Here is a 25,556-nt window from a genome sequence, read left to right as displayed (position 1 = left end):
ATCGACACTGACTTATTAGCCCTAAGGAGGTTCAAGGCATGACAGGAAAAGTAAAGTGGTTTAACGCGGAAAAAGGTTACGGATTCATCGAACGGGAAAATGGGGGAGATGTGTTCGTACACTATAGTGCAATTAAATCAGAAGGTTATAAGACATTAGAAGAAGGTCAAACCGTCCAGTTCGATATCGTGGAAGGAAACCGAGGTCCTCAAGCTTCTAATGTTGTTAAACTCTAATAAATGACAAGATAACTTGGCTCACGCCACGACAAAGGGACATTCTTCGAATGTCCCTTTCATTCGTTTTCATTCGCTCTTATTCGTCAGAAAAGTACATTTTTTTAATTAGTCAATTAACTAACTTTGAGAAGAAAAAAAGATCTTTGGGAGAAAAGATCTTTTCTTAGGAAAACAATTGATTTAATGAGGAGATGGCCGCTTCTTTTTCACGATCTACGGCATGGACGTAAATATTGGTTGTTGAAATGTTTTCGTGTCCTAATAACTCCTGTACCACTTTGATATTGGCTCCGTTTTGCAAAAGCAGTGTAGCAAAAGTATGACGCAGTTTATGGGGGGATAGCTTACTGACCGAAGTTTCGTCAATATTAGCAATCCGGGCATACTTTTTGACAATTTCATAGACTGCCTTGCGACTGATGCGAGTATGGTCACGGTTTAAAAACAAAGCATTTTTATGTTCTTTTGGAACTTTCTTAGGTCTCGAATCCAAATAGTCACTGATGGCTTGAAAGGTTTGCTCATTGACGTGAAGCGTGCGGTTCTTTTTTCCTTTCCCCAGTACAGACAAGGTGGTGGTTTCGCGGTGAAGCCGCAGGCTTTCCGTATTTAAACTGCATAGCTCAGACACGCGAAGACCAGAGTTAAGAAACAAAAGAATAATCGCCCGGTCACGAACCTCTAGCTCTGCCTTAAAGCGTTTATCGTCCGGATGATCCATATAGTATTTATTAATGGCGTTCAAATAATCCATACACTCTTGGTAGGTTAAAAATATAGGGTCACTTTGGTGCTTAGAGCCTCCTCGCTTGCTCGCTTTTTTCTTTTCTAGCTCCTTCATGGGATTGACATCAACTTCGTGGTTTCGGAGCAGATAATCAAAAAAGGAATTATAGGTCGACACTTTCCGAGCTTGGCCGCCAGTCATCGAGTTTTTGCGAAAATATCGCTTTTCCACCCACTCTTCTGTAGTTTCTCCCGTTTTTACATCAGTTTTGTTGATTTTTGTGTGCACAATACGCTCGTAACCATTGGCTATGTATTGGAAAAAGGATTTCAGCACACGAAAATCAATTTCTGGAATGGAAGAGATTCCTTCATTTTTGCAGTAATCCCATAGGAGGTTTAAATCGTATACGTAGTTTTTGACACTAAGCAAGGAAAGTTCTTCGGCAATGAGATCCGCGATGTATTGCTGGATCTGGTCTGGGAGCTGGGTAACGATCAAGCGTACTGGTTCATCCAGTTGTTGGAAAGGGTCATTTTTCAAAAAAGTTGAAGTGGGATGAAAACTCATATACAAACCTCTCTTTCTTTTTACCCTTTCCGATGCCGCCATAGTTTACATAATATATGTTCTGTTAAATAAACAAAGGAAAGGTGGTTTGTAATTCATTATAACAGAAAAAATTTCCTGCATAACTCAAACTATCGAATAAGTGATTTCGGTCCGATCGTCCTGAGGGAGTACATCCAACCAGTAATTAAGCTGGCTGCCAATGCAACAAGAAAGCTAATAAAGTAGGATTGATGCTCTTGCTGGACTACGCCTGCAACCATCGGTCCGATAATGGAACCAATAGACAGGGCTGCTGCATATAAGCTAAACGCTGTTCCGTAGATGGCCGGTGGTGCGCTTTGCGCCAGCAATACCGTCATGGCGGGATACAACACACCAAAACAGGCACCAACGACAAAGATCGGAATATACAAGGAAGCCGATGCCGCCACCGCGAGCGAATACATGGTCAAAGCTAGGACAAAGAGTGCAGCGGAGCATCGGATAATCGGAGAAATACGATTCAGCCAAAATTGGCAAAGCATGATTAGGGAGCCTAGACCCATTACGCTGAACAAAATGCCGGAAACGGTAGGAGGCAGATTTTGCTGTTGCAGCATCAATGGAATTTCATACATGATCGTCCCTGATGCGTACGTTGTGGCAAAGCCGCAGACATAAGCGGGATAAATGGAATAAGTGACAAGCATCGTGCGGAAGGGGGAGATCGCTTTCCCCTCTTGCTTTTGGCTGGCCCCCATTTTTTCTAATGATTTGGGGCTGGGTAAAGTTAACCATCCAACTAGACTGGCCCCCATCATGATCCCTCCGAAAATGAAAAAAGCGTCACCATAGCCAAACCTTGCTGCCAATAAGCCGCCAATAGCTGGGGAAACGATAGAAGCAGCGGTAAGGACCATCCCCTTTTGAATCATAAATACACCTTGCTCTTTCGGATTCCGTGCTAACTGGCCCAGCAGCGCAAGGCAAGTAGGGGTGACAAAAGCCATGGTAAATCCAAAAATCAGCCGTAACCAGAACAGTGTATCGGGTTTATTGGAAAACCCGTGGCCGATCAGCAGCCATCCAGCAATAAATAGACCAGCACAAATGAAAAGTTTTTTACTGTAACGATCAAGAAATGGTCCAGCAATCAAGTGTCCCAACAGATTGCTCATTGAATAGGCCCCAAGCAGCATACCGATCACCACAGAAGTGGCGCCAAGCGTTCGCGCATAGGGGGCTAGTATGGGGACCTGTGCATGCATGTCAAACGCTGCCAGAAATAAGATCGTAAGCAACACCCAAATATATCTCTGTCTCAATGTATTCCCTCCTTGTCCTATATTTATGTACGGGTTGCGAAAAAGATGTTGAGATGCACGATATGATATTTTTTTGTTGCTTAAAAACCAAAAGTAAATGAAAGATAAGATAAAGGCAGTTATACAATAGTTATACAAAAGGAATAGTGTATAACTTTCGTATAACTTAACAAAGTTTGTAAATCAATCAAAGAACTAAGTTTCCTTTCATGGGGAATTCTAAGGAATGATAAGATTCATTAATATATAGAGGAGGGATTCATAATGGAAGAGAATGAAAAATACTCGCTGTTGTCTACGGAACAGATTCATCTTCACTCCCGGGCGTTGGAGGAGTTTCCTGAAGGGCCATATGGCAGCATGTTATTAACCGAAAAATTAGGGAAAAGCTCTGGGTGGGATACCGGGGAAGAAAATGAACAACGCTTTGGTTTTGAGAACGAGCAGCTCCATGACGGACTTCCTCGCTTGGATCCGGCAGCTGATCCGATTCGCTATAAGGGTGATGGGATGGAGGAAGAAACTCCAGCCAATTATGAAAAGCAGTAGGAGGGGAAGTTATGTCTTTCCAATATGAAGATGACTATAAACTGGGGATCCAGGAATTGCACCAAATCATGCCGCAAGTGGCGGATCGGTACAATGATTTTACAGGGGTTTGCTTTGAAGAAGGGGCTTTGAGTAAACAGGCGAAAGAACTGATCGCTTTAGGGATCAGTTTGAGTCATCGGGACGAAAATTGTGTTCGATACCATGTGGGGGAAGCGCTACAGAAAGGGGCCTCCCCGGAGGAGGTTTGGGAAACGGTAAATGTAGCGATGGCTATGAGTGGCGGAATGATCGTATCACAAAGTGTTCATTGGGTTTCAGAGACAATCTCTATGCGAAACGGTACCCCGCAATAAGCTTTGACAAAAAACGGCTTGAGACCTGTGGCTCAGCCGTTTTTTTCTTCGGTTAGTACTTTTCGTATTTCGTACAGATAGGAAACTCGGGCGCTTAGGCTTTCCTGAACGTTTTGGGCCAATTGGGGATCGGGGTAAGGGGTTTCCATCATCCGTTTGCTTTGATAGATCATATGGTCAACCGCTTCTAAAAGCAGAGGTTGAAATTGTTTAGGTAATGCAAGGTATTGGTTGGCATGTTCAAAAAATTTCTCATAAATGGAAACGGCTTTTTCAAAAGCATCGTTCTCACTCATCTGTTGCTGGTGTGCGAAAAGTTTAACTTTTTGTATCGTTTCTTCGTCAAGATAATAGGTTTTTCTTTTTTTTCCCATGACCTCGCCCCCTTTTTTATCATTTTAACTATAGCATACATCAAAAGGGGGCGTGTAAACGGGTTTACCCATGCATATCCTTATTGATCTTTTTAAAAGATTTCATGATATCTTTCGGATTGCTTTGTCCCTGGTTCATTTTTTTTTGCAGGCTTTGCAAGTCCTGGAATAGTTTTTTGTCTGTGGTTACATGGATGGTATAACGATCGGATAAGTCTTTTTTAAGTTGGTTGGCTACCTCGCTTTTGATTCCTTTTAAGCGAAAACGATCAATTCCTGTGACTTTGATGGCGATAGAAATATCTTCTCCCATTACGACAGAAACGGCATCGTCTACTCCGTTCACTTTTTTTCCTACTGCTGCCGTATGTTCAGATAAGACTTGATTGTAACTGAGTTGTTGGTACATCGCGTCTGAAGCAAGGCTTTGGGCTTGAGATGGTTTTTGTTGGCCGGCGCATCCGGTCATGATTGAAATGCTGAAAAGAAAAGGTAGAATAAAGTTCAATCGGATCATTGGATTTTAACTCCTTCTTAATGGGATCTAAAGATAAGGATATTATTTTCATAAAAGGGGATTTTATACAGTTGAGGCAAAAAATAAGCTCCCTTATAGGGGAGCTTTTAGGAGTAGGGGGTTACTACTATTGATTATATAGAGTGTACATTACGCGAGGGTTACACTTTTATGATCATTTTGTTACAATCGGGGATCTGTAACTTCCTTAATTGCTGTATAATAGTGCCAAGTTGGATGAATTTGAGTTGTAATGAAAGAAGGTATAGAGATGCTTGTTTCAAAGTTGCCTAACGGCATTCACATCATAGATTCTACGAAGAATTTATTTAAGGGTGATATTCTCTGCCCGTTTGCCATTGATGAAATTTGGGCGCGCAAGGTCGGACTTGGACAAGCGTTGCCAGGTATCCATCTGTGGAGGCATGAGAAAGCCTTCGTATTGGGATTAAGGGATCGGAAGCTGCCTCATGCCCTGGAAGCGATGAGTTGGTTGGAGCAGCAAGGTTATGCCGTGACTGTGCGCAATTCAGGCGGGGCTGCGGTTCCTTTGGATCCAGGGGTAGTCAATATGTCTATTATCTTGCCGAATCCTTTGGGGAAAATTGATTTTCATGAGGATTTTGAGCTCATGTACCAACTTATCCGAGAAAGCTTGGGGCCGTTGGTTATGAAGGGGGAAGTAGTAGGATCCTACTGTCCGGGAGATTTTGATCTTAGCATTAACGGGAAGAAGTTCTGCGGCATCGCCCAGCGTCGCCAGACCAAAGCGTTTGTCGTTCAAGCATTTATTGTCGTGGAGGGGAAAGGGCACGAGCGAGCGGAGCTGGTCCGTCAATTTTACCAAAAAGCTTCGGAAGGGACGGATCAAATCAGCTATCCCCAAGTGACAGAGGAAAGCATGGCAAGTCTGCAAGAGCTTGCAGGGATTCAGTCTGTTGATTCATACCTTGAGGGACTAATCGCTGTCCTCAACGCATGTGGGGTTGTTCCTTCTTCGGGTGGGATGCTCGATGAATGGATGCCGGAGATTCAGCTTATTGTTGATCAACTAAGAGATCGGTATGAGAAGAGAAGTGAGCGGGGAGGCTCCGAATAATGGGAGCTATAATCGACAATCATAATCTTCTGAGTTTTAATGCCAAATACCATTGTGCTTGGTTCTTGGTTTAACTTTCTTCTATTAGGATCCCATTTCCATGGGATCCTTTTCTGTATTTATAACTTTGATTTGATGTTTCATTTCTGATTGTCAAAGATTGGTCTAATTATCTGTTTTGTTATTTTGATCATAAATTGTATAACACTCATTAAAATTATAGAGCATATTATGAAAAATAAGGGTAGATTTGTTTTTTGTTGTACTATATAATGGGTATTGGCTGTTATAAAATCAATATTCACCGTGTTGATGTAGATAACAGTGTTAACCAAATTGTAGTAATACAGAAGTAATTGTTTTATGTAACAGAAATATATGGATGATTATGATTTTAACTTTTATATGAGGTGATGAAGTTGAGTAAAGCGGTTTCTGAAGTTCATGCTGAACAAATTCAAACATTGTCTATTCTCGCTCCTGATGGATCAGTCGTTAATGAGCAGGAAATGCCTAGGTTAAGTGACGAGCAATTGAGAGAGTTAATGAGAAAGATGGTTTTTACCCGGGTTTGGGATCAACGAGCCATCAGCCTGAATCGTCAAGGGCGACTTGGGTTCTATGCTCCTGTAGCGGGACAGGAAGCCAGCATGATCGGCAGTCAGTCGGCTTTAGTAAAAGAAGATTTTATTCTTCCGAGCTATCGGGATATTCCTCAAATTGTATGGCATGGACTTCCTTTATACCAAGCCTTCTTATATTCTCGCGGACATCAGCATGGAGGGCAGATTCCTGATGGCGTTAACGTCCTTATGCCGCAAATCATCATCGGCGCGCAGATTGTTCAGTGTGCGGGAGTAGCGATGGGCTTTAAGAAGCGGAATAAGAAGAATGTTGCCATTACGTACATTGGAGACGGGGGAACGTCCCAAGGCGATTTCTATGAAGGGTTGAATTTTGCTGGAGCTTATAAGCTTCCTGCGATTTTCGTTGTTCAGAACAATCGCTACGCGATTTCGACGCCAATTGAAAAACAAACCGCCGCGAAAACCCTAGCGGATAAAGCTGTTGCTGCAGGGATTACCGGTATTCAGGTAGATGGAATGGATATTTTAGCTGTTTATAAGGCGGTTTCCGATGCCGCAGAACGCGGAAGAAATGGAGAAGGTCCAACGCTTATCGAGGCTTTAACCTATCGCTATGGTCCTCACACGATGGCCGGGGATGATCCGACACGCTATCGCACAAGCGAGGAAGCCAGTGAGTGGGAGCAAAAAGATCCATTAATTCGTTTCCGCAAGTTCCTTGAGAAGAAAGGTCTTTGGACGGAAGCGGATGAGAACCGTGTGATTGAAGAGGCGAAAACAGCTGTAGCGGATGCGATCAAGAAGGCGGATGAGACGCCGAAGATGACCGTTCCAGGCTTAATCGATACGATGTTTGAAACAACTCCTGCGCATTTAGAAGAACAAAAAGCAGAGTTTTTGGCTAAGGAGGGCAAATAATCATGGCTCAAATGACAATGATTCAAGCAATTACCGACGCAATGCGCGTGGAATTAGAACGTGACCCGAATGTACTGTTATTCGGTGAGGATGTAGGGTTAAACGGAGGGGTGTTCCGTGCGACCGATGGACTTCAGAAGCAATTTGGCGAAGATCGGGTATTTGATACCCCGCTGGCTGAATCCGGAATCGGCGGATTAGCTGTAGGTCTTACTTTGCAAGGCTTCCGTCCAATCGCAGAAATTCAATTCTTTGGCTTTGTGTTTGAAGTGTTTGATTCCGTGGCGGCTCAAGCGGCTCGTATGCGCTATCGTTCCGGCGGAAAATATTCTTCTCCGATTACTTTCCGTTCTCCGTTTGGCGGAGGCGTTAAAACACCTGAGCTTCATGCGGACAGCCTAGAAGGATTGATGCTTCAAACCCCAGGGGTAAAGGTCGTTATTCCTTCTAATCCTTACGATGCGAAGGGACTGCTCATTTCCGCCATTCGTGATAATGATCCAGTCATCTTCCTAGAGCATATGAAGCTTTATCGTTCTTTCCGTGCTGAAGTGCCAGAAGGAGATTACTCTATTCCGCTAGGCAAGGCCAATGTAGTGAGAGAAGGGAGCGATGTTACCATTATTACTTATGGTGCCATGGTTCATACTTCTTTGAAAGCTGCGGAACAAATTGAAAAAGCTAGAGGGGCTAAGGTTGAAGTCATTGACCTTCGTACCATCAGTCCAATCGATATCGATACCATTGTGGCGTCTGTTGAAAAGACCAATCGCGCGATTGTAGTTCAAGAAGCTCAAAAGACTTCTGGTGTGGCCGCTGAAATCATCGCTCAAATCAATGAGAAAGCCATCCTTTCTCTTGAAGCTCCTGTGTTGCGCGTATCAGCTCCTGACACGGTATATCCGTTCGCGCAAGTGGAAGATGAATGGTTGCCTAATCCGGCTCGAGTCGTTGATGCATTAAATAAAGTTCTAGATTTTTAGATTATAGATGATAGGAGGTTTTCAAGATGGCACTATATCAAATGAAACTCCCTGAGTTGGGTGAAGGAATTCATGAAGGCGAAATCGTAAAGTGGCATATTAAGCCAGGCGATCAGGTTGAAGAAGATCAGATTATCGCTGATGTCCAAAATGACAAATCCGTTGTCGAACTGCCTTCTCCTGTGAGCGGAAAAATTGTGGAAATCAAGGTATCAGAAGGTACGGTATGTACAGTGGAAGATGTCATCCTTGTGTTCGAAGTGGAAGGGGCCGGCAACGCTGAGGAAGAGAAAGCGGAATGTGCAGTAGGCGGCGGAGTGGCTGCCAATGTAGCGGCCGCAACCATTGATACCCCGATGGCAACAGGTTCAGTAGCGGTAGCTGCACCAGCACCTGCTAACCGCAAGGTAATGGCGACTCCTAGTGTGCGTAAATTGGCAAGAGAAAAGGGCATTTTCCTGGTGGAAGTAAACGGAACAGGCCGAAATGGCCGTATCACCCGCGAAGATGTATTGAATTACGCGTCCGGTGGTGCTCAACCGGTGACTGAAGCAGCAGCTCCAGCCCAACCGGAAGCTCAAGCTGCCCCATCCAATGAGGGAAAGACAGCAGCTCCTTCCGTTACTGTAACAGCAGGAGACCGTCCTGAAGAGCGTGTACCATTAAAAGGAATTCGCAAAGTGATTGCCAACGCGATGGTGAAATCCAAGCAAACAGCTCCGCATGTAACACTGATGGATGAAGTGGATGTAACAGAGCTAGTCGCTCTTCGTGCCAAGGCCAACAAGGCGTTTGCTGAGAAGAAAGGCTTAAAGCTTACTTACTTGCCATTCATCGCGAAGGCTTTGGTTGCAGCTTGCCGTCAATATCCAGCGATGAATGCTTCCATTGATGATGAAAAGAACGAGATCATCTATAAGAAGTACTATAATGTAGGGATTGCAACAGATACGGATAATGGACTAATTGTTCCTGTGGTAGCTGACGCGGATCGCAAGAGCATTTGGAACATCGCAGGAGAAATTAAGGATTTAGCTGCCCGTGGCCGTGAAGGGAAATTGGCTCCGAGTGAATTGAAAGGAAGCACAATTACCATCACCAATATCGGTTCTGCTGGCGGGATGTTCTTTACTCCTGTAATTAATCACCCGGAAGTGGCGATTCTTGGAACAGGCCGCATCTCTGAAAAGCCAGTAGTAAAAGATGGCCAAATTGTTGTGGCCCCAGTTATGGCGTTGTCTTTAAGCTTTGACCATCGCCTCATTGACGGTGCTACCGCTCAAAACTTTTTAAACTATATTAAGCAGTTGCTTGCCGATCCTCAGCTGCTCGTAATGGAGGTTTAAATCCATGGTCGTAGGAGAATTTACAACAGAAATTGATGTTCTTGTCATTGGAGCGGGACCAGGTGGTTATGTAGCAGCCATTCGTGCGGCCCAACTAGGGAAAACCGTCGCTATTGTGGATAAAGATGAAGTGGGCGGCGTTTGCTTAAATCGCGGTTGTATCCCCTCAAAAGCGTTGATTACAGCTGCTCATCAATATGAAACGATGCATCATGCTTCCGATATCGGGATTCGTGCGGAAAACGTTCAAGTTGATTTCTCGAAGGTTCAAGAGTGGAAAAAAGGCGTTGTTAACAAGTTAACTGGCGGAGTAGCTTCCTTGTTGAAAGGAAATAAGGTTCAGAGACTTAAAGGGGAAGTCCTTTTTGTGAATGAAAACGAGGTGCGTGTCTTTGATGGATACGAAGTGAACCGTTATCGCTTTGAACATTGCATCATTGCTACAGGCTCCCGTCCGATCGAGCTGAAAGCTTTCCCTTATGGCAATCGGGTGATTTCCTCCACGGAAGCTCTTGAGCTGAAAGACATTCCAAAAAGCATGGTTGTTATTGGCGGCGGATATATTGGAATTGAATTAGGTCAAACCTATGCTAAGTTTGGAACTGAGGTTACAATCCTAGAGGGTTCTAACTCGATCCTTCCGGGCTTTGAAAAGGAAATGTCCCGCTGGGTAGAACGCAACCTGAAAAAGCTAGGGGTAGTCACTCATACGGAAGCATTGGCGCAAAGTGTCGAGCAAACGGACACGGAAGCTACTGTAACCTTTACCGTCAAGGGCGAAGAGAAAAAAGTTACAGCCGATTATGTTTTGGTAACGGTCGGACGTCGCCCGAATACGGATGAACTCGGGTTAGAAGCCATTAATATGGAAATGACGGAACGCGGCTTAATCAAAATTGATCATCAGTGCAAAACGAATGTGCCTAACGTCTATGCGATTGGCGATATTGTTGAAGGGCCGGCTCTAGCCCATAAGGCTTCATATGAAGGGAAAGTGGCGGCTGAGGTGATTGCCGGACTTCCGAGCATGATCGATTACAAGGCTATTCCTGCTGTGGTCTTCTGCGACCCTGAAATTGCGAGTGTCGGCTTAAGCGAGACGGAGGCAAAGGATCAAGGGTATGAAGTTTTAGTCGGTAAGTTCCCATATGCCGCTAACGGACGTGCGTTATCCATGAACGTAGGGGAAGGGTTTGTAAAAATTATTGGGGATAAAGAAACCGGACTTGTTCTTGGGGCGCAAATTGTCGGTCCTGAGGCATCTAATCTGATTGCAGAAGTCGCCTTAGCGATTGAAATGGGGACTACCCTAGAAGATATTACACTCACTATTCACGCTCATCCTACCTTGGGTGAAATCGTGATGGAAGCAGCTGAAGGCGCTCTGGGTCACGCCATTCACCAGATTAATAAATAATTATTCAAATAAAAAAGTCATTCCGTGGATTAGTTTCCTTTGGAATGACTTTTTTATTTAGTTCTGGTGAATGGCATAGTGATGAAATCCGTTGCAATCTTCACAGGTTGTAGTATAACAATCGGCTTGTTCGTTAATGGTGTTTCCACACTTGTTGCAGCATTTTGCAGGTAGCATTTTGAAGAATTCACTAGTAGATTGGATCATTTTTTATTCCTCCATCTGTTATTGTTTTATTTATATATAATGTACTATAACAGCACAAAAAAACAAAACCCTGTTTTAAGGGCTTATCCCAATGTTTTATCTTCTTTTCTCGAATTTTCTCTCTTTTCCTCGTGTTATTGAACAAAATTAAATAAAGTGTTATTGTTACAATACAGCATCTGGAAGACCGAGGAAACGACGCACGAATCGCTTAGCGAGTTACATATAATGGATTAAAAACAACTTGAGGTGATTGTTTGCGGGAATATCTTCTCTACTGCACATATTGTGACGAGTACAGCTCTTTAGGGCACTATGTGGAGAAGGAAGGGCACTTTGAAGGAGAGTATTCGCTGCTTCATAATCGACGGATGCAGAGTGATGAATTGCTATGCCGTTTCCTTCTCAGTCATCTCGGCCATCATATCAAAGCCATTCCGAACCGGACGGATGAGTTTTCCGATATTATTAAGAGTGCAAGGCGGTTCAAAGACGGGGAAGTAGATAAGTATGTGGAAGAAGCCATATTAAGGAACCAAGCGAAGGAAAAAGACAAGGAAATGGACCGGGAACTAGGTCGATTGCAGCTGAATGTATTGAGCAAAATGTTGGAGGAAGAAGCTCAAGTCATTTCGAAACTGCCGACGGAAACAAAGGCTGAGGCCCAGTTTCTTCTTGGAAAGGAGGAAGGACTAAAACGGGCAATAGCGATACTGAAAGAATTGATGCAAAAGACGAACACGTTTTATAAAACGTAGCACTCGTGCCGGAGCGAGTGTTTTTTTGCGCAGATATCGGGTTGCTTTCAACACTGCTTTGGGACAAACTAAGATATTATGGTAGAAAGAAGAGAGGGAAACCGTATGAAACGATACCTGCACAATCAGATGGGGCTAAAAATCCATCATTTAGAGCATCATCATGGAGATGATCAGCTTTTTATCTTATCCCATGGCTTTACGGGAAGTTTGAATTCGCATGTTATTGCCTCGCTTAGAAACTATTTGGATAAAAAGGGGATATCGAATGTTTCCGTTGACTTTACGAATAATTTAAATGAGTCCGATGGTTCGTTTACCTATCATACGATCACTGGCGAGGTTGACGATTTGAATGTGGTGTATGAGGCCTACCGCCATCGGTACAAAAAAGTATTTCTTTTAGGTCATAGTATGGGATGCACGGTATCGGCCCAGTTTGCTCTTCAGCACGCGGTAGACGGTTTATTGCTGGTTGCGCCTCCCTATTCCATGCGTGAAATGATCCTGGGCTTTGCCCAAGCAGCTTATGGAGATGCTCAGGCTGCTTTAGCCAAGTGGGAGCGGGACCAAACGTTTCCGATCTATAATGGGAAGGACCAAAGCTCCTATCCTCTCGCTTATGAATTTTACCGGGATCTTTCACGGATTCATCCTAGTGCCTATCAAGGCATTCAGGTTCCTTCAGTGATTATCTACTCTTCAGAGGATCCAGTCGTTCCTCCATCGCAATCGATTCGCCTCTTTCAAGCCTTGGGTGCCACGGAAAAAAAGTTGCTGGAAATTCCATCGGCGCCTCACTCCTTTGATACCCCTTCAGCGACTGAAGCGTTGCTTCAAGCAGGAGAAGAAGCTATACGATTCCTTGGTTTGATTCGTACGCGGTGAAGCGTCTCATACGGGGACGGTTTTTTAGGAACATTTGTTTGCGTATTTAAAAAGAAAGGTGATACAATAAATGAGAACAAATGTTTTTGTTGGATGGAGGAAGAGAAGATGGACCAAATCCGTGATCGAGGAAATATCAAATGGACCGCTATGATGTTGCCGGAACATCGGCAGCTGCTGCAGCAATTAGAAGAATCTCAAGATGAAAGAGAATGTCCGGAGCTGGCTGAGGATAAATGGGAAGAACTTCAATTTGTGATACAGAAGGCAATTGAAGAAAAGACAGAGATCACGCTTACTTTCTTTCAAGATAAACGAATGGAAAATTTAATAGGAAGAATAAAGAAGTACGATCCTTTGTCTCGTTCCCTTAGTTTAGTGGGGAGAAGCGAGCTACGGCATATTCCGGTAAGTACGATCGTAGATGCTGTACCGTTATCAGGGAACGAGCCTCTGGAATAAACAGGCTTAGAATTTGACATACTGGAAAAATGAAGGCAATAGGAGGGAAAAGCATGAACTTGCTTGGATGGATTGGAATCATATTTGTCACACATGTTGCTTTATATTTTGTCCTGGGAACGGATAATTGGGTGAGTACAGCCATGTTGGCAACGGCGGTATGGGCTGGAGCCCTATATGTGATTCGATTTGTTATGAGACAAAGGCAAAAAGAGAGAACCTGAATAGAAGTGACCGTGTTTAAACTTGGCGAATGCCAAGTTTTCTTGTATACTGTCGGAATTTATAACTCCGTTATTATTATTAGGACAGCACGAGGAAAACTTGTTGACGCACTATTTTAGCTTGCGTTAGCCAAGTTTTCTGGTGGGGGGGTTTTTGTGAAACTGGGCAGTCACGTGAGCATTCGGAATGGATATGAAGGTGCAGCGCAGCATGCGGCAAAGTTAGGAGGAAAATCCTTCCAATATTTTCCGAAAAATCCTCGCAGTTTGTCGGTAAAGTCATTTGATGTAAAAGATGCGGAAAGGTGTGCCAGGTTTTGCCGGGAACAAGGGATGGAATCTATAGCCCATGCACCTTATCCAACAAATTTATCCGTTGATGAACCTGAAATGCGGCTAGTGTTGAAAGCTTCGCTAGCCAACGATATGGAGATAGCTGAAGCCTGTGGATCTGTAGGCTTGGTTGTACATTTTGGAAAATACAAGGGCAAAGATCCTTTGGAAGGTTATAGATTAATGATTGAAATGCTTAATGAATTATTATCCGATTGGAAAGGGCAGTTGCTTCTCCTCATTGAGAATAATGCGGGTCAAGGCATACGCATGGGGACAACATTTGAAGAACTGGTCCAGGTGCGGAATCTAACGGACTACCCGGATAAGATTGGGTATTGCTTGGACACCTGCCATGCTTATGCCAGCGGCTTGTGGAACGGCAGCAATTGGGAGCAGGTGGTAGAGGCTGGAGAGAAATTGGACTATTTTTCTCACCTGAAGGCTATTCACCTGAATGATTCAGCGTATGGTTATACCTCCTATCGGGACCGTCACGCCAACGTGGGCAGGGGGCACATCGGACAAGGGGGGATGAAGCAATTGCTGCAGTCCAATGTGGTCAAGGGGCTGCCTGTGGTCTTGGAAACCCCCAGTTCCTCAACCTATTCGCACCAGGATGAGATTTGCTTTATTCAGCAAGAGCTGTTAGGGCTTGGCTTTTCGTGAACTTTTTTGATTTAAAGCTGCCAGGCGCTCGACTAATTCTTCTTTCCATACAAGATCGCCTGTGGATTGAGCCATGGAGTATAGCTCTAGGGCTCGGTCTATTTGCTCCTTTACGACATGTTCCATTCGCAAATACTCCGCATGGTTTGCTGGATTATACAGTGTCTCTCTTGCCTTGGGGTTGACATAAGGCTGAAGATCTACTTCCCCTGCTCGGTCTCCCCGCGCATACTCCTTCAACATTTGAAATTCGAATTCCACATCCGGGTGGATCGCCATACGCTCGCAAGCAAGACAAAACAGTACCGGTACATTTAACATAGCCGTTTCCTCCAAATTGAGGTGGGCAATAGTAAGAAGCATGTCCGATCCGCAACAAAAACTCATCAGGCTGTCCCTCCGCTGTTTTGATTCCTCTATTCTACCATAACAGATAGGACCATGCAGAAGAACAGTATGTTATAATAATGCTTGTTGAAAGGAGTGGGTGGATAATGAGCATTATGATGATCATAGGTCTGCTTATCGTTGCCGTTTACGGAGGGGCGATTTTGGTCGCTGTAACCCAGATCGTTCGCGGAAAATTTAAGGTGGATTATGACAAAATGGCACAAGAGGCAATCCAGAGCCATTTGCAGGCAAAGCCTAAGCCATAATGAAAACAGTCGTTATAACAGGGCATAAGAAGCAAGAGGTCGGCCTCTGGGGAGAGAAACATCCAGCTTTTCCTTATTTAAAGATGGCCTATCAGCGAAAGATGATTCAAGCCATAGGGGAAGGAGGGGCCGAATGGTTCCTCTGCAGCGGAGGGCAGGGATTAGAGCTGTATGGTGCCCGGTGGCTTGTTGAGCTCCGGAAGGAGTTTCGCCATATCAAACTAGCCATGCTTCTTCCGTTTTATAATCAAGAAAAGAACTGGAAGGAAGATGCTCAGGAGCTCTATCAAGAAGTGCTGGCGCAGGCTGACTTTGTCGATTACATCTCGAAGAGAGAGTATACTCAGCCTTGGCAATTGGTGCAAAAGAATAAGTATTTGATCGATAAGAGCGATGGGCTCATCACTTTTTTTAACGGCGTGGAACGAACGCATCCTTGGTATTACATTGTTGAAGCACAAAAGAAAAAGGACAAGCAAGGGTATGAGATCTGGGTGATGGAGCCGGAGGAATTGCAAAGCTTGGTAGAGGAATTAAACCAGGAATGGTAGAAATCCCCCCTTCAACAGGGGGGATGGTGTTAGCTATGATTATGCTCAGGGTCGTCGCATTCGTGTTCTTCTTCCATGGCGGATTCGAAAGCTTGGGCCACTTTATCAAATTCCTCATCGCTTTCAATCGCGGCAAGTTCCCCATCCCCGTCGATGCGAAGGAAAAATACGTCAATATCCTCATCTTCGTTTTCTTCAATTTCTTGCAAAAAACTGACTGCGATATAATTGGAGCCTTCAATCTCCATCATGCCTAAAACTTCGACTTCTTGTTCCTCATTGTTTTCGTCAACGAGGGTAAAAATTTCGCCTACTTCGATTGGATCCATAATAATTCCCCTTTCCATTCCTTACCATCTTGGGTAAGGTTACTATCAGTATATCTTATCATTGCCTATCTTCCCAAGGGTAAATTCATTTTATACGAAAAATTTACAAACACATAAAGCCATTTTTAATAATATAGAGGTGAATAGTTTGCGCAGAAAACCGTACGATTATTTCCTGCTAGGGGTAATATTGCTTATAGTGGGTTGGATGCTTGTTGGGTGCGTTCCAAAAGCTGCAGATAACCTAGCCGTACCGGACAATGCAGAGCAGGGTTTGGTGAAACGAGTGGTTGATGGGGATACGTTCGTTCTTGAGGATAATCGAAAGGTTCGTCTGATAGGCATTAATACTCCTGAATCCGTAGATCCCAGGCGGCCCGTCGAGTATTATGGCAAGCAAGCCAGCAAGTATACCCAGAAGCTCCTTGAAGGAAAGAAGGTGTGGCTGCAGTGGGGGAGAACACCGAAGGACAAGTATGACAGATGGTTGGCTTGGGTTTGGCTGGCAGATGGTACGTTCGTGAATGGACACCTTGTGGCAGAAGGATATGCCCAAGTGTATACCTTCAAGGATAATCCAGATCATGCAGAATACCTTCTGGAGTTGCAGAAGAAAGCTAGGGAAGAAGGGCGTGGCTTATGGGAAGAGGTGCATGAGGAGACGTTGGAACCGACTGAGGAACGGAAACAGCAGTCTGCCGCTGAGACATCAGCAAACGAAGGGTTTATTGCTTCTAGGAATTCCCAGGTATATCATGAGTTTGGTTGTCCGGGTGCGGCGAGCATCCTAGAAAGCAATAAAGTGTATTTTCAAAGCGAAGAGGAAGCACAAGCAAGCGGCCGAAGAATGTGTCAGGTTTCTGGCTGTACCATGGCACACTAACTTTTCAATTTGAACTTTCCATAATCAATGACAATAATTTTGCCTTTTTTTATACGTAGATTCGACCGTTTGGGATTATTGTGGCGAGTTAAAATATCTGCCGGTATAATCCCATGTCTTTTCAACTTATGTTTAAGTTTTAATAATTTCTTTTTATAATGAATGGACCTCGGAAACTCCTTGTGCACCTTTTTCATGATTAACCAGCCTGTACCGTGGTCTTTGATTCGAGCCAGATGTTTTCTTATTGAGGAAGATGACGATTTATAGATATTGACTTCGTTTTCATTATCCTTAACTCCACATGTTTTTTTGGCAACCTTTAGTACCTTTCCATGGCCTAGGTCATAAACAATCCTTGCTTTTCCGGAACCGATCACTTTTTTCTTTTTGATTAGCTTTCTGATTTTTTTGTCTAGCTTGCGCAGGATACTTTTTTTGATTTTCCTGGACACTTACTTACCTCCTTAGAGAAGTAGTTTTACAGTTTATTCAAAGTTGTGGGGAATGGTATCTACATATTGGATCGTACTTGAGGAACCATGTGCGTAAGCTTATCAGAGAAGGAGAATAGGTAGATCCCGTCGAATTCTTTATGTCGACGGGATTTTTTATCCTGTCGGAAATTCCACTTCGTTACTAATTAGATGACATGAAATCATGCTCGAGGTTTATTTATGAGAAAATCTTTATTTATAATCAGTGTTCTTTTAGCCGGCCTTTTCTTTTACCAAGAGACAACCGTGAGTCCGGTACACAAAACCCAAGCCCAGACCGAGGATGTTGAAGCGAAGAAAAACCATCCGGAGATTGAATCCAAAACTTCTTTAACAAAAATTACACAACGTGCTCATTCTGTTCTAGTAGATGTGCCTGCCATACGACAATTGCCCGAATTGTACAATGGCTGTGAGGTAACGAGCTTAGCCATGCTTCTGGCTGCTTCGGGGAGGTCTGTGGACAAGATGGAGCTAGCAGCCAAAGTCCGAAAAGACCCGACACCGTTTAAAGGCTCATCCTTGCAAGAAATACAGGAATGGGGTGATCCCAATCAAGGATTTGTCGGGGATATCACTGGGAAAAGGAAAGGATACGGCGTTTATAACGGCCCTTTATTTCAGCTTTTGCAGGAATATGTTCCAAAAGGGGCTGTTAATTTATCAGGCAAAAGCTTTGAAGAGGTTGAATGGGTACTCAGTCAAGGCCGGCCTGTTGTGGCCTGGACGACAGTTTCTTACCAACCAACGGATAAATGGGTATCTTGGAAAAGGGAAGATCAGACGATCAAAGCTACATTTCAGTTGCACGCTGTACTGCTAGTAGGCTACGACGACCTGCATATATACATTAATGATCCCTTGACTGGAACGAAGGCGCAGAAGGTTTCTAAGCGCACGTTTATTGAAAGCTGGAAACAGCTGGGCAGTCAAGCGGTGTCGATTGTAGATGAGAAGCATTGGTATGTGCTTAAGTAAGAAAAAAATAACGGGCCTCCCAGGGCCCGTTATTTTTGGATACCGTCAGAATTTATCTTCCTCCGCCACTCCTTCAGGGACACAGTCCGATACGAGCTGGTCGAGATGAGGGTCTGTGATCTCAATGGTAAGGTCATAAAAGGAAAATGGTGTGGACTCATATTGATGGAGTTTCGCGAGATACACTTGAACTTCCTGGAATAGCTTCTCTTTCTTGATCCCCAGCTCCCCATTCCACGACTCTCCACATTTTGCTAACGCCTGCTCGAAGAGCTTGATAGCGCCTGTGATGTTGCCATTGCGAAAATGATAGAGTCCGACAGCGACTTGAAGAAGTCCTTGCAGCAGTTTGTTTTTGCCTTCCTGCAGCCACAACTCCTCCATCACTTCATGACATTCGTAATAGTCTCGCTGTTTGTTGAAAAAATAGAGGTATTCAATATAAAGCCGGTCATACAAGACAGTTTCCTCCTTCTTCAATTAGGTACGAAAAAACATAATTTGTTCACAGCTATTAAAATACCATGGATGTATAATAAAAGTGTAGCAAATGGTATATTATTCCTTCGGGGAGGAAGATGAATATGTTAACCGTATGTTCTCGCATTGCTGTACCTTTCGATAATTCCGATCTGAGCAATAGGGCACTGGAAACTGCGATCATGTTAGCCAAGCAAGATGAAAGAATAGAGCTAGACGTCCTTACTGTAGTCAATATCCCTACTTCGGTAGCCTATTACGGAGCCTATAACGATGATCGCATTCGAGAGGCTCATCTAGCTTCCGCCAAAGAAATGATGGATGGTGTAGAGGAAAAAATTAAAGACTTGCCAAACAAGACAAGAACTTTTGTATTAGAAGGAAATCCAGCCCCTATTATTGTCGATTTCGTTAAACAAAATGATTCCGATCTCGTTGTGATGGGTAGCCGGGGATTAAGCGGGCTAAAAGAAATGTTTTTAGGCAGTGTAAGTCACTATGTGGTTCAAAAATCGACTTGCCCGGTTTACATCATAAAGTAGGCATGGAAGAAAACATGGGAAAATAAATCCCTATGTTTTCTTTTTTTTCTGGTATTTAAGTAGCGGGTTTACAATCGCTGCAATATCCTTTTAATACGACCTCAGTATCCACAAATTGATAACGCGAAGAGACCTCAAGGGATGGAGTAATCTGAACCTCCGATTCATCGATGTCCTCCATTTTGCCGCAAGAGTAGCATAGGAAATGGTGATGATCATGTTCCGCCATCTCAAACCGCGAGGCTTCCCCGAACCGATATTCCCGCAAGATCCCCATTTCATGGAGCGAATGAAGGGTATTATACACGGTGGTAAAGGATAACGTAGGAAATTCTTTCTTCATAAATTGAAAAATCTCTTCCGCTGTAGGATGGTCTAGCTTCAATAGCACATTTATGATTGCGAGGCGCTGGATCGTCACTCGCCCGCCCTTTTCCTTAATTTTTTCAATGACTAGGTCAATCATATTTTCTTTCATCATGGGTTACCTCCAAGTATCCTGTGATCACCGGGCTTCCTTTAGCAATAGTATTGTTTTTATTACCTAATAGTATATAATGTATGTGTAATAATTACAAATAAATTCAAACAAATATCCTGGCTCATTATATTTCCCAATAAGGGGAAACTGTAAAAGCATTCCTTATAGCTTTAGTTGAAGATAGAGCAATAATAACTTATCTACGTCCCTATTGAAAGCAGAAGGGAGCATGCGGATGCGGTCGAAGTTGATGTTTTTATTAATTCTCCTATCCGGCTTTTTTATAGGAATTTATTACCATTATCTACTGGAACAGCTCTCAAGCTGGGCACCATTTCCTGTGCTATCCTTTGAGGAAGAATCGGCATTTTTAACCCTTGCAACCTATTTGATTACCCATTTTTTCACCATCTTATTCACCTTATCCATCCTTTTGATTGCTTCGATTATCGTGCTGGAGAATCGAAATCCATCCCGGACGGTGGCTTGGCTGGTTATCTTAACTATTTTTCCTATTATTGGATTTATATTTTATATTTTTGTTGGACGAAATGTGAGGAAAAAGAGAAGATACAAAAATAAGACCATTGATTTGAATGAATTGCGCCACATCATCGATCTTCCCTACGATTTCAATGAAACGATGGAAGTAGAGTTAAAGTCGAAACCGGAACGTATCGTGAACCTATTGCTGCATAATGCGAGTTCTCCGATGACCCGGTTTAATCAAGCGACAATTCTTACAAACGGCGAGGCTACGTTTGAAGCGATGTTTAGAGAAATGGAAGGGGCAACGGACCATATTCACTTCATCTCTTTTATTGTCAGGGATGATGAGATCGGCCAAAAGCTAAAGCGGCTTTTTATCGCTAAGGCAAAAGAAGGAGTAAAGGTAAGGGTTATCATTGATGGCTTAGGGAGCCGAAAGCTGCCTGCAAAATACATCCAAGAGCTGCAAGGTGCAGGGGTAGAGGTAGCCGTTTTTTCGCCCATCCTTTTCCCATACCTCCGAAAGGTAAATTACCGCAACCACCGAAAAATTGCCATTGTAGATGGCCGGGTTGGGTTTGTTGGCGGGTTGAATGTTGGGGATGAATACTTGGGGAAACATAAAAGATTAGGGTTCTGGCGAGACACGCATATGATGGTTGAAGGGGACAGCGTGTATTTCTTACAGCTGATTTTTCTTTTGGATTGGAGATTTACTGCAAACCAGAATATATTCTGTGCTACCCATTCGTTTCCCCGGCACCAAATACAGGAAGAGTTATTCATTCAAATTGCGGCCAGCGGTCCCGATTCCGATTGGGAGTATATCCTGAAGCTTTATTTTTCATTGATTACCCAAGCCAATCGTACGGTGTATATAACAACCCCTTATCTCATCCCAGATGACAGTATCCTAATGGCGCTGAAAACAGCCGCTTTAAGTGGAGTGGATGTTCGGATTATCGTACCAGGCATCCCTGACCATGTTGTCGTGTTTTGGGCCTCACACTCATACTTCACTGAATTATTGGAAGCGGGAGTCCGGATCTACCGGTATAAAAAAGGATTCATTCACGCCAAAATCATCATTGCAGATGGGGAAATTGTGGCCTTGGGAACAGCCAACTTAGACATCCGCAGTTTCCATCATAATTTTGAAGTTAGTGCGGTCATCTATGACTCCAAGGTTGCAGAACGGTTGGAAAAGGATTTTCTGGAGGACTTGCTGGACGGCGAGGAAATTCTTCTGGAGGAGTTCGCAAAAAGGCCATTCCGCGAGAAAATCAAAGAATCAGTAGCCAGGCTAATGTCACCGATGCTTTAACCAACCAAGGAGGCAAAATCTCCTTAGTTGGTCAAAAGAGGAGCATTCGTTCCGCAGGTCCATCGCTTTTAGCAGAAGGCTGCGGTCCCCGCGAGGTTGATCATGGCCCTCATCGCACGGTACAGCTCAAACTGATCGGAGGCGGTGAATGAGACCGTAGATGTTCCTGCTGCATGTTTCGTTCCTGGCAGAATGGCAGCCATTTCTGCTTGTCCGGCATGAGCAAAGTCGATGGCCAGTTCGAGTGGCAAGCTAACCTTGAGGGGAGCCAGATCGGGAATAGAAGCTAGGGCTCGTTTGGTTTTTTCGGCTAATATTTCTTTGCTTTTTTGCAGCGAGAGGCATGAGGCAGAGGTACGCGAGATGGCCGTTTTTACCACCGCCGCGGTAATGTCGGGAAGCAGGGCAGTGGCCTCCTGTGCTACTTGGTCGTCTCCGGAAACCAAGCATACAGGAACCCCGAAAAGGGCTGCATAAATGGCGTTAAACCCGAACTCTCCCATCACTTGTCCATTTATGTATAGATTTCTAATCACGCCTGACATGGTATGGCTTAATACCCCCGGTACGCCTTGTCGAGTATGGTAGCCAATAAAGAGAGCCGCATCAAAGCTGCTATCCAGTCCTTGCATCATGGAAAAATCCCGGGGCGATCCGCATAACAGGATGGCTTTCGGATGGAGACGCTCAATTAACAGGTTCGTCATTTTTTCATGGCTATCGGCCACGAGTATTTCTTTTGCCCCATACTCCACCGCTGCCTCTATCACGGCATTGACATCATGCGTCATGAACACTCTTCCTCGCTCGTAATTTTTCCCCTGATCAGGATTAATGTAACTAGGGTCAACGATGCCTGATATTCCTTCCATATCTGCTGAAATAAATAATTTCAAGACTTGACACCTTCCTTAAAATGTTTATGCTTTCATTGGATCTCATCCCAGCTTCTTTGCATATTCATAATGAAGAGCAGGATGTTCTTTTGCAGCGATATATCTGTAACATGATATAGGAGTTAAAGCAAAAAGTATAGGCTAAAGGGGGAGTAATTTTGAAACCTTTGATAGGAATCACAGCTTCCTTTGATGGGACACATATTAAAGTGCCAAAAGAGAATATTCAAGCGATATTACAGGCTGGCGGTCTCCCCTTTATCCTTCCTTATGCGGAAGATGAGCAAACGATCCGTCAAATCGCTTCCCAATTAGACGGATTGCTGCTTACGGGCGGAGGAGATATAGACCCTTTTCTATTTGGGGATGAACCCCTTCCATCGTTGGGATCCATTACTCCGGAACGGGATACTCTTGAAGTCCTGCTGATTCGAGAAATGCTTTCCCTGGATAAACCGATTTTAGGAATCTGCCGTGGTTGCCAAATCCTGAATATCGCGGCAGGAGGAGATATGTATCAAGATATCTATACTCAGAAAAGCTCCCCCCTCCTTCAGCATAGTCAAAATGCACCGCGTTACCATGTTTCGCATTATGCTGATATTCGCCAAAAGACTCTTTTGCACCGCATCATGGGGGAAGAACGAATTAAAATTAACAGCTTTCACCACCAAGCAGTCCGAAATTTAGCAGACGGCTTCTGTATTGCTGCAACTTCGACGGATGGGGTGATCGAGGCCTTCGATAGTCGGGAACATGCGTTTGTACTGGGCGTTCAATGGCATCCCGAGGACCTCATATTGAAACATCCCATTATGTTCAAGCTTTTTACAGCATTTGTCGCGGCTTGTACGGCCAAGTAAAAGGAGTCCCGCAAGGGGGGACTCCTTTCATTGTTTGTTTAATTTTGAAGAACATCGCCGATATCGTGCTGACCGATAATTAACGCAATCGGCTCAAGGTATACTTTAATTGGAGCATCGCCCGTTTCCAGAAGGCTGATTTCAATATCTAGTACCTTATACTTTTTGGGTTCAATGCGGGGATCGACGACAATCTCAAATCCCTTTAGTCCCAATGCTGGAGTAATAAAAGTAACGCCAGGCGATAGGTAGGGAAGGTTAAATTCCCCGTGAAGATAATCAGTTTCCGTTATCAGTTCATTATTAAAGTCGCGAAGTGTGATGTTCTGCAATACGATATAATTCATTCCCAATTCCTCCCCTAAATGTCTCCTTTCAATAATTCGAACTATATGCATTTTTTCCTTTAGTCCAATGGCGGATAATTTGAAGATTTTGTGGAAACATAAAAAAGGAATGCCTCAGTCAAGAGAACATCCCTTTGTGTGTATCAGGATCCTATTGTAAGATGCGATGAAGCATGGCTGCTGTTTCTGCTCTGGACACGGTTTCATCAGGTCGATAGGTGCCGTCTTGGTACCCGGAAATGATGCCAGCCCTTTGCAGTTTCATAATATCTTCTTTAGCCCAATGGTTGCCTAGATCACTGAATGTGGTGTTCAAAGTTCCCTCAGGTGCGATGGCAAAACTTCGAGCCAAGACCGTGGCTATTTCCGCACGGGTGATCGGATAACCGGGACGGAAGGTTTGATCTGGGTATCCTTTCATCATTCCATAAACGGAAATGGTGCTTACATAAGGGAAAGACCAGCGGGCGGTTGAAACGTCTTTAAAGGATCCTTCTGTCTTGATATCATAGCGTAGGGCTTGAGTAAACAGCGTGGCAATTTCTTCTCTTGTGATATCGTTTTCCGGACGAAAAGTCTGATCCTGGTATCCGCGAAGTAGGTCCCGCTTTTTCATAGCTAAAATATCATCTTTAGCCCAGTGAGACACAATGTCCTGAAAGGCTTTACTTTTTCCGCTGAGGGCCGTCCAGATACGCGTATCCTCTTGCCCCAAGTGCCAAGCCCCCCAGCCCCGGAGCTGATATTTTTCCACCAAGCCGATTCTTTCCTGAAGGGTTTCCGCATTCTCAAACCAGATTTGATAGTTTTTCCCTGATTTTTGATCCCTAAATTCTGTCTTCATCGTTTTATGCTTGGCGTCGTATACCACAGTAGCATTGTTTTTCGTGATTAGGTCCATAGCTGCCGGATAAAGAATTCCTTTTCCTTTGTCGGTTTCAGTCCAGTAGCGCCCGTAAAAAGGGACCCCCAACACTATTTTTTCTTTCGGTATTTTCTTAAGGTAAAAGCGAACCGTTTCTTCTACCCAAGGCAAACCTGCAACAGGTCCTGCAGGACCATTCGGATAGCTTTGGTCATAGGCCATAATAAAGACCATATCGACGATTTTGCCAATCGCTTCAAAATCGTAAGAGCCCACCCAGCCTTTAGCAGTTTCATATTGAGCGGGTGCTACGGCAATACTGACCGTCTTGCCATGAGGCCTTAGTTGGTCAGCCAGTCTTTTTAAAAATTCCGTTTGCATTTCTCTTTGTGCAGGCGTAAGGTTTTCAATATCAATATTGACACCATCTAAATTGTGCTTCAAAATAGCGGAGGCTAAATCATCGGCTAGCTTTTGCCGATTTTCCATAGCTTTTATCCCAATTTGCTGATCCCAATGATTGCTGATAAAGGGTGTAATGCGGTATCCCTTGGCTTGAGCGTAGCTTGCGAATTTCGAATCCACCTCAGAGATCAATTGGCCATCTGCTGTTAGATTGAAATAATTGGGAGATAGCATGCCCACTTGACCGTTTGTCTTCTCCAGTTGTTTTTTGTATGTATCGGATGTGCCGCCGTATAAGTAAATCAAATTATTGAGGTTGGGCAACTGGGCAGAAAGCGATGTACTTGTTAAACTAAAGATAATGACAAAGAGGCTGAAAATCCATTTAATCATCCCGTTTCTCCTTGGTTTTGATACTTTAATCTTATAAGAGGCAAACC

Annotated in this window: 33 protein-coding genes; 20 read left to right on the top strand and 13 right to left on the bottom strand. The window is 44.0% G+C overall.

Annotated features, from left to right (window positions below):
- Window positions 1–38 precede the first annotated feature (38 nt).
- Window positions 39–236 (top strand): cold-shock protein, encoded by a 198-nt coding sequence (locus ABLT31_RS09005; RefSeq protein ID WP_367750866.1) that lies wholly within the window; start codon window positions 39–41, stop codon window positions 234–236.
- Window positions 237–402: 166 nt separating this feature from the next.
- Here ABLT31_RS09005 and ABLT31_RS09000 read toward each other — a convergent pair whose 3' ends face one another.
- Together ABLT31_RS09000 and ABLT31_RS08995 are read right to left on the bottom strand one after the other, a co-directional pair.
- On the bottom strand, window positions 403–1,536 hold the full coding sequence (locus tag ABLT31_RS09000; protein WP_367750864.1) for a tyrosine-type recombinase/integrase: 1,134 nt from the start codon (window positions 1,534–1,536) through the stop codon (window positions 403–405).
- 131 nt (window positions 1,537–1,667) lie between these two features.
- A complete protein-coding gene (locus ABLT31_RS08995; RefSeq protein WP_367750862.1) occupies window positions 1,668–2,981 on the bottom strand; it encodes an MFS transporter in 1,314 nt (437 codons plus the stop codon).
- 126 nt (window positions 2,982–3,107) lie between these two features.
- Here ABLT31_RS08995 and ABLT31_RS08990 point away from each other — a divergent pair, with 126 nt between their 5' ends.
- Window positions 3,108–3,392 (top strand): hypothetical protein, encoded by a 285-nt coding sequence (locus tag ABLT31_RS08990; RefSeq protein ID WP_367750860.1) that lies wholly within the window; start codon window positions 3,108–3,110, stop codon window positions 3,390–3,392.
- Window positions 3,393–3,403: 11 nt separating this feature from the next.
- Window positions 3,404–3,748 (top strand): carboxymuconolactone decarboxylase family protein, encoded by a 345-nt coding sequence (locus ABLT31_RS08985; RefSeq protein ID WP_367750858.1) that lies wholly within the window; start codon window positions 3,404–3,406, stop codon window positions 3,746–3,748.
- A gap of 32 nt (window positions 3,749–3,780) precedes the next feature.
- Here the strand turns inward: ABLT31_RS08985 and ABLT31_RS08980 are convergent, their stop codons facing one another.
- Together ABLT31_RS08980 and ABLT31_RS08975 are read right to left on the bottom strand one after the other, a co-directional pair.
- Complete coding sequence (locus ABLT31_RS08980; protein WP_367750856.1) at window positions 3,781–4,122, bottom strand: hypothetical protein; 342 nt, start codon at window positions 4,120–4,122, stop codon at window positions 3,781–3,783.
- A 64-nt stretch (window positions 4,123–4,186) separates the two neighbouring features.
- On the bottom strand, window positions 4,187–4,639 hold the full coding sequence (locus tag ABLT31_RS08975; protein ID WP_367750855.1) for a YhcN/YlaJ family sporulation lipoprotein: 453 nt from the start codon (window positions 4,637–4,639) through the stop codon (window positions 4,187–4,189).
- A 271-nt stretch (window positions 4,640–4,910) separates the two neighbouring features.
- Here ABLT31_RS08975 and ABLT31_RS08970 point away from each other — a divergent pair, with 271 nt between their 5' ends.
- The 5 genes from ABLT31_RS08970 to lpdA all read left to right on the top strand — a co-directional run bounded on the left by ABLT31_RS08970 (window position 4,911) and on the right by lpdA (window position 10,989).
- Window positions 4,911–5,738: a lipoate--protein ligase family protein gene (locus ABLT31_RS08970; protein ID WP_367750853.1), complete on the top strand. Its 828-nt coding sequence runs from the start codon at window positions 4,911–4,913 to the stop codon at window positions 5,736–5,738.
- 413 nt (window positions 5,739–6,151) lie between these two features.
- Window positions 6,152–7,243, top strand: a complete 1,092-nt coding sequence (gene pdhA, locus ABLT31_RS08965; protein ID WP_367751359.1) for a pyruvate dehydrogenase (acetyl-transferring) E1 component subunit alpha — start codon at window positions 6,152–6,154, stop codon at window positions 7,241–7,243.
- Between the two features lie 2 nt (window positions 7,244–7,245).
- The gene (locus ABLT31_RS08960) at window positions 7,246–8,226 is read left to right on the top strand and encodes an alpha-ketoacid dehydrogenase subunit beta (protein ID WP_367750851.1); all 981 of its coding nucleotides are present in this window, start codon (window positions 7,246–7,248) and stop codon (window positions 8,224–8,226) included.
- 26 nt (window positions 8,227–8,252) lie between these two features.
- Window positions 8,253–9,572, top strand: coding sequence for a dihydrolipoamide acetyltransferase family protein (locus ABLT31_RS08955; RefSeq protein ID WP_367750850.1), 1,320 nt, complete (start codon window positions 8,253–8,255; stop codon window positions 9,570–9,572).
- Window positions 9,573–9,576: 4 nt separating this feature from the next.
- Window positions 9,577–10,989 (top strand): dihydrolipoyl dehydrogenase, encoded by a 1,413-nt coding sequence (lpdA, locus tag ABLT31_RS08950; RefSeq protein WP_367750848.1) that lies wholly within the window; start codon window positions 9,577–9,579, stop codon window positions 10,987–10,989.
- Window positions 10,990–11,046: 57 nt separating this feature from the next.
- Here the strand turns inward: lpdA and yhfH are convergent, their stop codons facing one another.
- Window positions 11,047–11,196 carry a protein YhfH gene (yhfH, locus tag ABLT31_RS08945; protein ID WP_367750846.1) on the bottom strand — a complete coding sequence of 50 codons (150 nt, stop codon included), beginning with the start codon at window positions 11,194–11,196 and terminating at the stop codon, window positions 11,047–11,049.
- A 257-nt stretch (window positions 11,197–11,453) separates the two neighbouring features.
- Here yhfH and ABLT31_RS08940 point away from each other — a divergent pair, with 257 nt between their 5' ends.
- The 5 genes from ABLT31_RS08940 to ABLT31_RS08920 all read left to right on the top strand — a co-directional run bounded on the left by ABLT31_RS08940 (window position 11,454) and on the right by ABLT31_RS08920 (window position 14,530).
- Window positions 11,454–11,954 carry a hypothetical protein gene (locus tag ABLT31_RS08940; protein ID WP_367750845.1) on the top strand — a complete coding sequence of 167 codons (501 nt, stop codon included), beginning with the start codon at window positions 11,454–11,456 and terminating at the stop codon, window positions 11,952–11,954.
- Between the two features lie 105 nt (window positions 11,955–12,059).
- Window positions 12,060–12,842 carry an alpha/beta hydrolase gene (locus ABLT31_RS08935; protein WP_367750843.1) on the top strand — a complete coding sequence of 261 codons (783 nt, stop codon included), beginning with the start codon at window positions 12,060–12,062 and terminating at the stop codon, window positions 12,840–12,842.
- A 108-nt stretch (window positions 12,843–12,950) separates the two neighbouring features.
- Complete coding sequence (locus tag ABLT31_RS08930) at window positions 12,951–13,304, top strand: YolD-like family protein (RefSeq protein WP_367750841.1); 354 nt, start codon at window positions 12,951–12,953, stop codon at window positions 13,302–13,304.
- A 53-nt stretch (window positions 13,305–13,357) separates the two neighbouring features.
- Entirely contained in the window at window positions 13,358–13,528 is a 171-nt protein-coding gene (locus ABLT31_RS08925) for a hypothetical protein (protein WP_367750838.1), read from the top strand.
- A 156-nt stretch (window positions 13,529–13,684) separates the two neighbouring features.
- Window positions 13,685–14,530, top strand: coding sequence for a deoxyribonuclease IV (locus tag ABLT31_RS08920; RefSeq protein ID WP_367750836.1), 846 nt, complete (start codon window positions 13,685–13,687; stop codon window positions 14,528–14,530).
- On the opposite strand, the gene ABLT31_RS08915 is transcribed toward ABLT31_RS08920, so the two are convergent.
- On the bottom strand, window positions 14,510–14,917 hold the full coding sequence (locus tag ABLT31_RS08915; protein WP_367750834.1) for a hypothetical protein: 408 nt from the start codon (window positions 14,915–14,917) through the stop codon (window positions 14,510–14,512). The genes ABLT31_RS08920 and ABLT31_RS08915 overlap by 21 nt on opposite strands.
- Before the next feature lie 107 nt (window positions 14,918–15,024).
- Between ABLT31_RS08915 and ABLT31_RS08910 the strand changes: the two genes are divergently transcribed.
- Together ABLT31_RS08910 and ABLT31_RS08905 are read left to right on the top strand one after the other, a co-directional pair.
- Window positions 15,025–15,186, top strand: a complete 162-nt coding sequence (locus tag ABLT31_RS08910; protein ID WP_367750832.1) for a hypothetical protein — start codon at window positions 15,025–15,027, stop codon at window positions 15,184–15,186.
- Window positions 15,186–15,737, top strand: coding sequence for an SLOG family protein (locus ABLT31_RS08905; protein ID WP_367750830.1), 552 nt, complete (start codon window positions 15,186–15,188; stop codon window positions 15,735–15,737). The genes ABLT31_RS08910 and ABLT31_RS08905 overlap by 1 nt, the downstream gene beginning before the upstream one ends.
- Window positions 15,738–15,766: 29 nt before the next feature.
- On the opposite strand, the gene ABLT31_RS08900 is transcribed toward ABLT31_RS08905, so the two are convergent.
- On the bottom strand, window positions 15,767–16,066 hold the full coding sequence (locus tag ABLT31_RS08900) for a DUF1292 domain-containing protein (RefSeq protein ID WP_367750828.1): 300 nt from the start codon (window positions 16,064–16,066) through the stop codon (window positions 15,767–15,769).
- Window positions 16,067–16,214: 148 nt separating this feature from the next.
- Here ABLT31_RS08900 and ABLT31_RS08895 point away from each other — a divergent pair, with 148 nt between their 5' ends.
- Window positions 16,215–16,949: a thermonuclease family protein gene (locus ABLT31_RS08895; protein ID WP_367750826.1), complete on the top strand. Its 735-nt coding sequence runs from the start codon at window positions 16,215–16,217 to the stop codon at window positions 16,947–16,949.
- Here the strand turns inward: ABLT31_RS08895 and ABLT31_RS08890 are convergent.
- Window positions 16,946–17,404 carry a hypothetical protein gene (locus ABLT31_RS08890; RefSeq protein ID WP_367750823.1) on the bottom strand — a complete coding sequence of 153 codons (459 nt, stop codon included), beginning with the start codon at window positions 17,402–17,404 and terminating at the stop codon, window positions 16,946–16,948. The two genes, ABLT31_RS08895 and ABLT31_RS08890, sit on opposite strands and share 4 nt — an antisense overlap.
- Window positions 17,405–17,626: 222 nt before the next feature.
- Here ABLT31_RS08890 and ABLT31_RS08885 point away from each other — a divergent pair, with 222 nt between their 5' ends.
- Window positions 17,627–18,424, top strand: coding sequence for a C39 family peptidase (locus ABLT31_RS08885; protein WP_367750821.1), 798 nt, complete (start codon window positions 17,627–17,629; stop codon window positions 18,422–18,424).
- 45 nt (window positions 18,425–18,469) lie between these two features.
- Here the strand turns inward: ABLT31_RS08885 and ABLT31_RS08880 are convergent, their stop codons facing one another.
- Complete coding sequence (locus ABLT31_RS08880; protein WP_367750820.1) at window positions 18,470–18,883, bottom strand: DUF309 domain-containing protein; 414 nt, start codon at window positions 18,881–18,883, stop codon at window positions 18,470–18,472.
- A 125-nt stretch (window positions 18,884–19,008) separates the two neighbouring features.
- Here ABLT31_RS08880 and ABLT31_RS08875 point away from each other — a divergent pair, with 125 nt between their 5' ends.
- Window positions 19,009–19,446: a universal stress protein gene (locus ABLT31_RS08875; protein WP_367750818.1), complete on the top strand. Its 438-nt coding sequence runs from the start codon at window positions 19,009–19,011 to the stop codon at window positions 19,444–19,446.
- Window positions 19,447–19,501: 55 nt separating this feature from the next.
- Here ABLT31_RS08875 and ABLT31_RS08870 read toward each other — a convergent pair whose 3' ends face one another.
- A complete protein-coding gene (locus ABLT31_RS08870) occupies window positions 19,502–19,927 on the bottom strand; it encodes a Fur family transcriptional regulator (protein WP_367750816.1) in 426 nt (141 codons plus the stop codon).
- A 235-nt stretch (window positions 19,928–20,162) separates the two neighbouring features.
- Here ABLT31_RS08870 and cls point away from each other — a divergent pair, with 235 nt between their 5' ends.
- Window positions 20,163–21,740: a cardiolipin synthase gene (gene cls, locus ABLT31_RS08865; protein ID WP_367750814.1), complete on the top strand. Its 1,578-nt coding sequence runs from the start codon at window positions 20,163–20,165 to the stop codon at window positions 21,738–21,740.
- 68 nt (window positions 21,741–21,808) lie between these two features.
- Here cls and ABLT31_RS08860 read toward each other — a convergent pair whose 3' ends face one another.
- Window positions 21,809–22,636 carry a M55 family metallopeptidase gene (locus ABLT31_RS08860; RefSeq protein WP_367750812.1) on the bottom strand — a complete coding sequence of 276 codons (828 nt, stop codon included), beginning with the start codon at window positions 22,634–22,636 and terminating at the stop codon, window positions 21,809–21,811.
- Between the two features lie 158 nt (window positions 22,637–22,794).
- On the opposite strand from ABLT31_RS08860, the gene ABLT31_RS08855 reads away from it, so the two are divergent.
- Window positions 22,795–23,499 carry a gamma-glutamyl-gamma-aminobutyrate hydrolase family protein gene (locus tag ABLT31_RS08855; RefSeq protein WP_367750810.1) on the top strand — a complete coding sequence of 235 codons (705 nt, stop codon included), beginning with the start codon at window positions 22,795–22,797 and terminating at the stop codon, window positions 23,497–23,499.
- A 38-nt stretch (window positions 23,500–23,537) separates the two neighbouring features.
- Here the strand turns inward: ABLT31_RS08855 and ABLT31_RS08850 are convergent, their stop codons facing one another.
- On the bottom strand, window positions 23,538–23,846 hold the full coding sequence (locus tag ABLT31_RS08850) for a hypothetical protein (RefSeq protein ID WP_367750808.1): 309 nt from the start codon (window positions 23,844–23,846) through the stop codon (window positions 23,538–23,540).
- Between the two features lie 151 nt (window positions 23,847–23,997).
- Window positions 23,998–25,509, bottom strand: a complete 1,512-nt coding sequence (locus tag ABLT31_RS08845) for an S-layer homology domain-containing protein (protein WP_367750806.1) — start codon at window positions 25,507–25,509, stop codon at window positions 23,998–24,000.
- Window positions 25,510–25,556: the final 47 nt, after the last annotated feature.

It is taken from the genome of Ammoniphilus soli (assembly GCF_040813775.1).
Note: the sequence above shows the minus strand (reverse complement) of the source record. Positions and strands in the feature narration are given on the sequence as shown.